7 protein-coding genes and 1 pseudogene are annotated in these 8,343 nt (G+C 72.1%); all 8 read left to right on the forward strand.

The features are described 5' to 3' along the window. Positions 1-78: 78 nt before the first annotated feature. Positions 79-2,496 (forward strand): FtsK/SpoIIIE family DNA translocase, encoded by a 2,418-nt coding sequence (locus NBW84_RS05410; RefSeq protein WP_250282266.1) that lies wholly within the window; start codon positions 79-81, stop codon positions 2,494-2,496. Positions 2,497-2,591: 95 nt separating this feature from the next. Beyond that, positions 2,592-3,398: a helix-turn-helix domain-containing protein gene (locus tag NBW84_RS05415; protein WP_250282268.1), complete on the forward strand. Its 807-nt coding sequence runs from the start codon at positions 2,592-2,594 to the stop codon at positions 3,396-3,398. Between the two features lie 9 nt (positions 3,399-3,407). Continuing rightward, a complete protein-coding gene (locus tag NBW84_RS05420) occupies positions 3,408-4,865 on the forward strand; it encodes a MiaB/RimO family radical SAM methylthiotransferase (protein ID WP_250282270.1) in 1,458 nt (485 codons plus the stop codon). Further along, entirely contained in the window at positions 4,862-5,470 is a 609-nt protein-coding gene (locus NBW84_RS05425) for a CDP-alcohol phosphatidyltransferase family protein (RefSeq protein ID WP_250282272.1), read from the forward strand. Before NBW84_RS05420 ends, NBW84_RS05425 begins: the two co-directional genes overlap by 4 nt. Further along, positions 5,460-6,737, forward strand: a complete 1,278-nt coding sequence (locus tag NBW84_RS05430) for a competence/damage-inducible protein A (RefSeq protein WP_250282274.1) — start codon at positions 5,460-5,462, stop codon at positions 6,735-6,737. The genes NBW84_RS05425 and NBW84_RS05430 overlap by 11 nt, the downstream gene beginning before the upstream one ends. A 119-nt stretch (positions 6,738-6,856) precedes the next feature. Then, positions 6,857-7,204 carry a helix-turn-helix domain-containing protein gene (locus NBW84_RS05435; protein ID WP_250282276.1) on the forward strand — a complete coding sequence of 116 codons (348 nt, stop codon included), beginning with the start codon at positions 6,857-6,859 and terminating at the stop codon, positions 7,202-7,204. A gap of 64 nt (positions 7,205-7,268) precedes the next feature. Beyond that, on the forward strand, positions 7,269-8,084 hold the full coding sequence (locus NBW84_RS05440; RefSeq protein ID WP_250282278.1) for a PspA/IM30 family protein: 816 nt from the start codon (positions 7,269-7,271) through the stop codon (positions 8,082-8,084). A 2-nt stretch (positions 8,085-8,086) separates the two neighbouring features. Beyond that, positions 8,087-8,343, forward strand: a pseudogene (locus NBW84_RS05445) (hypothetical protein); the annotation flags it as partial.

Consider the following 8,343-nt stretch of genomic DNA (forward strand, 5'->3'; position numbering starts at 1 on the left):
GCCGTCCCCGCGAAGGCCAGTGCGGGAAGAACCGATACGGGAAGAACCGGTACGGGCAGGTCACGCCCCCCTTTTACCGTGGTCGCCGCCCTTGCCGCGATCCGGCTGTTGGTCCGGGCCTGGGGGATTGCGGCCACGCTGCTGGGCGAGATGGGCCGCCGGATCGGTCGGGGTGCCCGTGACCTGCGTATCGACGAGGCGCACCGGCGGGACGGGGCGGGGCTTGCCGCGCTCGGCGCGACCGCGCTCACCATGGCCGCGGTCTGGTTCCATGCCGGCGGGCCGGTGGGCGGTGTCGTCGCCGGCCTGCTGCGCTTCCTGGTCGGCGCGGGGGCGCTGGCGCTTCCGCTGTTCGGCCTCGGCGCGACCTGGCGGCTGATCCGCAGCCCGAGTGATCCGGACAGCCGTGGCCGGGTGCTGATCGGCTGGGCCGCGTTCGCAGCGGGTGTGCTGGGGCTGGTGCACGTCGCGCACGGGGTGCCCGACTTCGGTGCCGGTACCGCCGCGATCGAGCGGGCGGGGGGGCTGGCCGGGTTCCTGGTCAGCTCACCGCTGTCCAGCGCCGTCACCGCGTACCTGGCGGCACCCCTGCTGCTCCTGGTGAGCGTGTTCGGCATACTCGTGATCACCAGGACCCCGATCCGCGTGATCCCCGACCGGCTGCGCGATCTGCGGGACAGGCTCGTGGCCGGTTACCACCAGCACGGGGACGATCACGATCATCGGCCGGTGGGCAGCCGTGGAGGCCGCCGGAACGAGCCGGTCGCCGGCAGCCCGGCGCGGGACCAGTTCCGCGGGTCGCTGGTGGAGGACCTGCTCGGTGCCCCTGGCTCCCGGTCGCTACCGGATCCGGACGTGTTCGATATCGACGCGCTCGGAGATGCCGAGCCGCCGGTGGCGGACGAGCCGGCGCCGGCTCCCCGGGCTGGCGAACGGCGGGCCGCGAAGACGCGTGGCCGCGGGCCAAGGCCCGAGCCGCCGTCCGAGGTGGAGCACTTCGTCGCTCCCGGACTGAGTGGGACAGCGGACAGTGACTACGTTCTGCCGTCACCGACCCTGTTGCAGCAGGGTACGCCGCCGAAGGTGCGGTCGGCCGCGACGGACACAGTGATCGGTTCGTTGACGGACGTCTTCGCGCAGTTCCGGGTGGATGCCAAAGTGACGGGTTTCACCCGGGGGCCGACGGTGACCCGGTACGAGATCGAGCTGGGCGCGGCGGTGAAGGTCGAGCGGATCATCCAGCTCACCAAGAACATCGCGTATGCGGTGAAGAGCCCGGATGTGCGGATCATCAGCCCGATCCCGGGGAAGAGCGCGGTCGGGATCGAGATCCCGAACAGCGACCGGGAGCTGGTCTCGCTCGGGGACGTGCTGCGCAGCGAGGAGGCGACCGGGAACCCGCATCCGCTGCTGGTCGGCCTGGGCAAGGACATCGAGGGCGGCTATGTGGTGGCGAACCTCGCGAAGATGCCGCACATCCTGATCGCCGGGGCGACCGGGGCGGGCAAGTCGACCTGTATCAACACGCTGATCACGAGTGTGCTGGCGCGGGCCACACCGGACCAGGTGCGGCTGGTGCTGGTGGACCCCAAGCGGGTGGAGCTGACGAGCTACCAGGGGATTCCCCATCTGATCACGCCGATCATCACGAGTCCGAAGAAGGCCGCGGACGCGTTGGAGTGGGTGGTCAAGGAGATGGAGAACCGCTACGAGGACCTGGCCGCCTGCGGGGTGCGCCATGTCGACGACTTCAACCGCAAGGTGCGGGCCGGTCAGATCGTGGCGCCGCCGGGGTCGGAGCGAGTGTACACGCCGTATCCGTACATCCTGGCGATCGTGGACGAGCTGGCGGACCTGATGATGGTGGCGCCACGGGACGTCGAGGACTCGATCTCGCGGATCACGGCGATGGCGCGGGCGGTGGGGATTCACCTGGTGCTGGCCACACAGCGGCCGTCGGTGGACGTGGTGACCGGTCTGATCAAGGCGAATGTGCCGTCGCGGCTGGCGTTCGCGACGTCGTCGCTGGCGGACAGCCGGGTGATCCTGGACCAGGCGGGGGCGGAGAAGCTGGTCGGTCTCGGGGACGCGTTGTTCCTGCCGATGGGGGCGGGGAAGCCGGCGCGGATCCAGGGGGCGTTCGTCTCCGAGGAGGAGATCGCCGCGATCGTCGCGCATACCAGGGAACAGGCGGCTCCGGCGTTCCGGGCGGATGTGTTCGACGGTGCCACCGAGCCCAAGAAGGAGATCGACGAGGACATCGGGGACGACCTGCAGCTGTTCGTACAGGCGGTCGAGCTGGTGGTGTCGACCCAGTTCGGGTCGACCTCGATGCTCCAGCGCAAGCTGCGGGTCGGGTTCGCCAAGGCCGGCCGGCTGATGGACCTGATGGAAAGCCGGGGCATCGTCGGTCCGAGCGAGGGGTCGAAGGCTCGGGACGTGTTGGTCATGCCGGACGAACTTGAAGGACTTCTGGTGACTCTACGCAATGGCTAGTGACGTCGGCGGCGATCATCGGAGTGTGCTTTCGGCGACTGGCCAACCACCGTAGACTCGCCAGTACTGCCGATCCGACCGGGCGGAGGGTGACTATGCAGTCCCCTGAGGGCGTGGGCGCGGTGCTCGCAGCCGCCCGCGTCAGACAGGGTCTGTCGATCTTGGATGTCAGCGAGCGGACCCGTGTGCGCACCGCACTGATTGAGCAGATAGAGGGTGACGATTTCACCAGCTGTGGTGGTTCGGTGTATGCGCGTGGCCATATTCGCAGCATCGCCCGCACTCTGGGGATCGATCCCGTACCGCTGATCGCCGAGTTCGACCGGCGTCACGGCCGGCTGACCGGGCCGCAGCCGCTCCCGGCGCGGCCGGTCGACCCGTTGATCCCGCAGGGGGCGGGGGCCCGTCGGGGATTTCCCTGGGCGCCCGCGGTGATCGTCGCGTTGGTGGCGGTCTGTGTCCTGGCGGCTCTCGCCGTCCTCGTCCCGAACGGCTCCGGCGGTGCGCTGCGTGACCCCACCGGTGTCCGGGCTGCCGCCACGGTCCCGCCGGTGACGCCGGGAGCCGGCGCGACCGGTGCGCCCGCCGGGCCCGTGCGGTCCGCGACGCCCGCGCCGAGCGGGGTGAACGTCGAGGTGGCGGTGCGGGACGAGCCGAGCTGGCTGGAGATGCGGGACGAGGCCCAGCGGGTCCTGCTGCAGCAGCTCCTGCAGCCCGGCGACAGCCGGCTGGTGAAGGCGGCCCGTTCCGTGGAGATCAGAATCGGTAACGCCGGGTCGGTGGCGGTCTTCTGCAACGGCCGGGATCTGGGAGTGGGGGGCAGCCCCGGCCAGGTTCTCACCGTACGTGTGGGACTGGGTGCGTCGGGAGACTGTGCCATTGGTAACCCGGCATCCCGGTAGCCTGACGTCGTGCCCGATCGTCCTGTTCGCCGTGTCGCGCTGATCACATTGGGCTGTGCCCGCAACGACGTGGACTCCGAGGAGCTCGCGGCGCGGCTCGGGGGGGACGGCTGGGCCGTGGTCGACGATCCGGCCAGTGCCGACGCCGTGGTGGTCAACACCTGCGGTTTCGTCGACGTCGCCAAGAAGGACTCGATCGACACGTTGCTCGCCGCCGCCGACCTGCGCGACGCCGCCGGGGGCCCGAAGGCCGTGGTCGCGGTCGGCTGCCTGGCCGAGCGGTACGGCCGGCAGCTCGCCGAGAGCCTGCCGGAGGCCGACGCCGTCCTCGGCTTCGACGCCTACCCGGCGCTCGGCAGCCACCTGGACGCGGTGCTGCGCGGCGAGAAGCCCGCGGCGCACACTCCGCGTGACCGGCGGGCCCTGCTGCCGATCACACCGGTCGACCGCCAGGCAGGGCAGCAGGCAGGGCAGCAGGCAGGGCAGGCGGAGCGGTCCGGGCCCGCGTCCGGCCCGCCGGTCCTGCGCCAGCGCCTGCTCGGTGGGCCTGTCGCGTCGTTGAAGATCTCCAGTGGCTGTGACCGGCGCTGTGCGTTCTGCGCGATCCCCACGTTCCGCGGGGCACACGTCTCCCGGCCGCCGCAGGACGTCCTCGCCGAGGCCGAGTGGCTCGCCGGCCAGGGCGTGCGGGAACTCGTCCTGGTCAGCGAGAACTCGACCTCCTACGGCAAGGACCTCGGGGACCTGCGGGCGCTGGAGAAGCTGCTGCCCCAGCTGGCCGCGATCACCGGTGTGGTCCGGGTCAGAGCGGTGTACCTGCAGCCCGCCGAGGTACGCCCGTCCCTGCTGGAGACGGTGCTGACGACCCCCGGCGTCGCCCCCTACCTCGATCTGTCGTTCCAGCACGCCAGTCCGTCGGTGCTGCGGCGGATGCGCCGTTTCGGTGGCGCGGACGCCTTCCTCGATCTGCTGGCGCGGGCCCGCGCGCTGGCCCCGGACGTCGGCGCCCGCTCGAACGTGATCGTCGGCTTCCCGGGCGAGACCCGGGCGGACGTCGCGCTGCTGGAGCGCTTCCTCACCGACGCCGACCTCGACGCCGTCGGGGTCTTCGGATACTCCGACGAGGACGGTACCGAGGCGGCCGGCCTGCCCGGCAAGGTCACGCCGGCCACGGTACGCCGGCGCCAGGCGCGCGTGACCGACCTGGTCGAGCAGCTGACCGCCGCCCGCGCGCAGCGGCGGCTCTCCTCGGTCGTCGAGGTCCTGGTGGAGGAGGCCGCCGGTGGGCTGGCGCACGGACGGGCCGCGCACCAGCAGCCCGAGGTCGACGGGGCGTGCACGGTCCGCCTGCCACCGGCCGAGGCCGCGCGGGTACGGGTGGGTGATCTGGTGAGCGCGAAGGTGGTCGCGGCCGAAGGGGTGGACCTGGTCGCCGAGCTCCTCGACGTTGTCGACTCCGTGGGATGAGCGGGGCTGGTGCCGCTGTCAGCCGGCTGAACCTCGCCAACGCGCTCACCGTCGGGCGGGTCGCGCTCGTCCCGGTGTTCGTGGTGCTCATGTTCGCCGGCGGGCAGGACGGTTCCGGCTGGCGGGTGGCGGCGTTCGCCGTCTACGCGCTCGCGGCGGTCACCGACCAGGTCGACGGATACATCGCCCGCAGCCGCGGGATCGTCACGGATTTCGGGATCATCCTCGACCCGATCGCGGACAAGGCGCTCACCGGTGCCGCGCTGCTGTCCCTGTCGCTGCTCGGTGAGCTGCCGTGGCTGGTGACGGTGGTCGTCGTGGTCCGGGAGGCCGGGGTCACCCTGCTGCGGTTACGGATGATCCGCTACGGGGTGATGGCGCCCAGCCGCGGGGGCAAGCTGAAGACCCTGCTGCTCAACTGCGCGATCGGTCTCTACGTGCTTCCCCTGGAGGGGATCGCCGCCTCCGCGCGGGCGGTCGTTCTCGCCGCCGGGGTGCTGGTGGCGGTGGTCACCGGTCTTGACTACGTGGGACGGGCGCTGGCCCTGCGACGGCAGGCGACGCGGCCGGTCCCCGCGATCTCCGAGGAGAACGATGCGGGCTGAACTACTGGCTGTGGGCGACGAACTGCTGTTCGGGGACATCGTCAACGGCAACGCGGCGTGGCTCGGGCGGCAGCTCGCCGACGTGGGCGTACGGCTGACGATGTCAACGGTGGTGGGCGACAACGTCGACGTGATCGCGGCCGGGATCCGGGCGGCGCTGGGCCGCGCGGACGCGGTCATCCTCACCGGCGGGCTCGGGCCGACCCAGGACGACCTGACCAGGGAGGGGATCGCCCTGGCGGCTGGTGTGGCCCTGCGCCGGGACGCCTTCCTGGAGGCGGCCTTACGGCGTCGGTTCCAGGCGCTGAGGCGGGATGTGCCGAGCGGTACGGACCGAGGGGCGCCGGAGATGAACTACCGGCAGGCAGATCTCCCCGAGGGAGCCGAACCGCTGCCGAACGAGGTCGGCACCGCCCCCGGCGTCCGGCTGGAGACAGCCGGCGGCGTGGTGTACGCCCTGCCTGGCGTCCCCAGCGAGATGTACGCCATGTTCACCGGGTCGGTCCTGCCGGATCTGCTGCGCCGGGCCGGGGAGCCGGCGGTCGTGGTGCACCGGGTCCTGCGCACCGCCGGGATCTGGGAGTCGGCGGTGGCCCAGGCGCTGGCCGGTGAGGTCGAGCGGCTCGCCCCGGTCGGGAACCCGACAATCGCCTTTCTGGCCAGCGGCGGGCAGACCCGGGTGCGGGTCAGCGCCCGCGCCGCAGACCGGGCCGAGGCGTACCGGCTCATCGAGCCGGTGGAGAAGGCGGCCCGCGACGCGCTCGGGACCGCGCTCTACGGCGTCGACGACGACACCCTGGAGGGGACCGTCCTGCGGCTGCTCGCCGAGCGCGGTGAGACGCTCGCCGTCGCCGAGTCGATGACCGGCGGGCTGCTCGCCGGCCGGCTCACCGATGTCGCCGGTGCCAGCGCGGTGCTGCGCGGCGGGGTGGTCTCCTACGCCACCGAGGCCAAGCGGGACGTGCTCGGGGTCGGCCCGGAGGTGCTGGCGACGTCCGGCGCGGTGTCCCCGGAGGCGGCGGCGGCGATGGCCGCGGGCGTGCGGGACCTGCTGGGGGCGAGCACCGGGCTGGCGGTGACCGGGGTGGCCGGCCCCGACGAGCAGGAGGGCAAGCCCGTCGGGACCCTGCACATAGGTATGGTTGGTGCCTTCGGCACGCTGACGAGGTCCCTACGCCTCCCCGGCGACCGTCGTACGAACCGTGTCTATGCGGTCGTCCAGGCGTTGGACGTTCTTCGGCGTACCCTGACTGTTCATACCTGTTGACTGGGATGAACCGCCGGACGCGTGTTGCTTACATGGTTACAGTCGTATCAACGGCCAGCCATCACGGTGGACAGCAGGTATACGGTAAGGCCCAGCCCGAGGACGAAGGAGGAGGCACGATGGTCCTGCTCCGACGCATGCTCGGCGAGGCATTGCGCCGCCGCCGCCAGGATCAGCACCGGACCCTGCGTGAGGTGTCCTCCAACGCGAGGGTCTCGCTCGGATACCTCTCCGAGGTCGAGCGAGGGCAGAAGGAGGCGAGCTCCGAGCTGCTGGCGTCGATCTGCGACGCGCTCGGCGTCCGGCTCGCCGACCTGCTGCGTGAGGTGAGCGACGACCTGGAGCTCGCCGAGCTCGCGGCTGGCGGCCCGGCCCGGGTGGGCGCCCCGATGGCGGGGATGCCGCCGATGGCCGCCATGCAGTCCCGCGGCGGCGCGACCACCGCCGTGGTCGACCGTGCCGCCTAGCCGACTGCCGTTTTCGTAGGCCGGGGGGCACCGATGTCCGGCTTGGCGTGCGACGATCGGGGGTATGGCGAACGTCGTCCGCAAGTTCTACCGCTATCTGTCCGCGTCGGCGAACCGGAAGCTGGACGAGAAGGCTGACCCCCGGGTCCAGATCGACCAGGCGATCACCGAGGCGCAGCGGCAGCACCAGGCGCTCGTACAGCAGGCCGCCGCGGTCGTCGGCAACCAGCGGCAGCTGGAGATGCGGATGGCGCGCCAGATCGAGGAGGTCGAGAGCCTGGCCGCCTCCGCGCGCCAGGCCATCCTGCTCGCGGACGCGGCCAGCGCGAAGGGCGAGGTGGACGCGGCCGCCCGCTACGAGCAGACCGCGCAGGCGTTCGCCGGCCAGCTCGTCGCCGCGGAGGGCTCCCTCGACGACCTCAAGTCCCTGCACCAGCAGGCCGTGCTCTCCGCCGAGCAGGCCCGCCGCGCGGTGGAGGACAACACGCTGCGGCTGGAGGGGCAGCTCGCCGAGCGGGCCCGGCTGCTGACCCAGATCGAGCACGCCGCCATGCAGGAGCAGATGAGCAAGGCGCTCGACGGCATGTCCCGGCTCACCCCGCCGGGTGACACCCCGACGCTGGGGCAGGTCCGGGACAAGGTCGAGCAACGCTACGCGGTCGCCCTGGGACACCACGAGCTGTCCTCGCAGGGGGTGGAGTCGCGGATGCTGGAGATTCGCCGGGCGTCGTTGGACGCGAAGGCGTCCAACCGTCTCACCGAGATCCGCACGGCCCTGTCGGCCGGGCCGGCGGCGGGCGGATCCGACGGCACGCTGTCCCTGAACAAGGGATCACCGCCGTCCCTGGACAAGGGACCGGCCGATCAGCCGGACGGCTGACGGTGCTGCCGGCACACGGGACGGGGCCGAGCAGCCGCCTGCCGGAGTGGCTGCGTGCCGACATCGAACGCCGGAACCTGCTGCGCGGCGAGCAGCGGCTGGTCCGCACCCAGGCCCGGCTGCGCCGCCGGGCCGCCACGTCCGCGCGGGTGTGGTCCGGGGTCGCGGTCCTCACCCCGGCCGCCGCGGTGCTGGACGGGACGTGGGCCTGGCTGGTCGTGGGCGCCGGCGCGCTCGTGCGGGCCGGGCTGTCCTGGCG

It is taken from the genome of Protofrankia sp. CiP1_Cm_nod2 (assembly GCF_920664355.1).
Lineage (GTDB): Bacteria > Actinomycetota > Actinomycetes > Frankiales > Frankiaceae > Protofrankia.

Excerpts from the sequence above, each read along its gene's own strand:
- NBW84_RS05415 (WP_250282268.1), top strand. The coding sequence starts at position 2,592 with ATGCAGTCCCCTGAGGGCGTGGGCGCGGTGCTCGCAGCCGCCCGCGTC.
- NBW84_RS05425 (WP_250282272.1), top strand. The coding sequence starts at position 4,862 with ATGAGCGGGGCTGGTGCCGCTGTCAGCCGGCTGAACCTCGCCAACGCG.
- NBW84_RS05430 (WP_250282274.1), top strand. The coding sequence starts at position 5,460 with ATGCGGGCTGAACTACTGGCTGTGGGCGACGAACTGCTGTTCGGGGAC.
- NBW84_RS05435 (WP_250282276.1), top strand. The coding sequence starts at position 6,857 with ATGGTCCTGCTCCGACGCATGCTCGGCGAGGCATTGCGCCGCCGCCGC.
- NBW84_RS05440 (WP_250282278.1), top strand. The coding sequence starts at position 7,269 with ATGGCGAACGTCGTCCGCAAGTTCTACCGCTATCTGTCCGCGTCGGCG.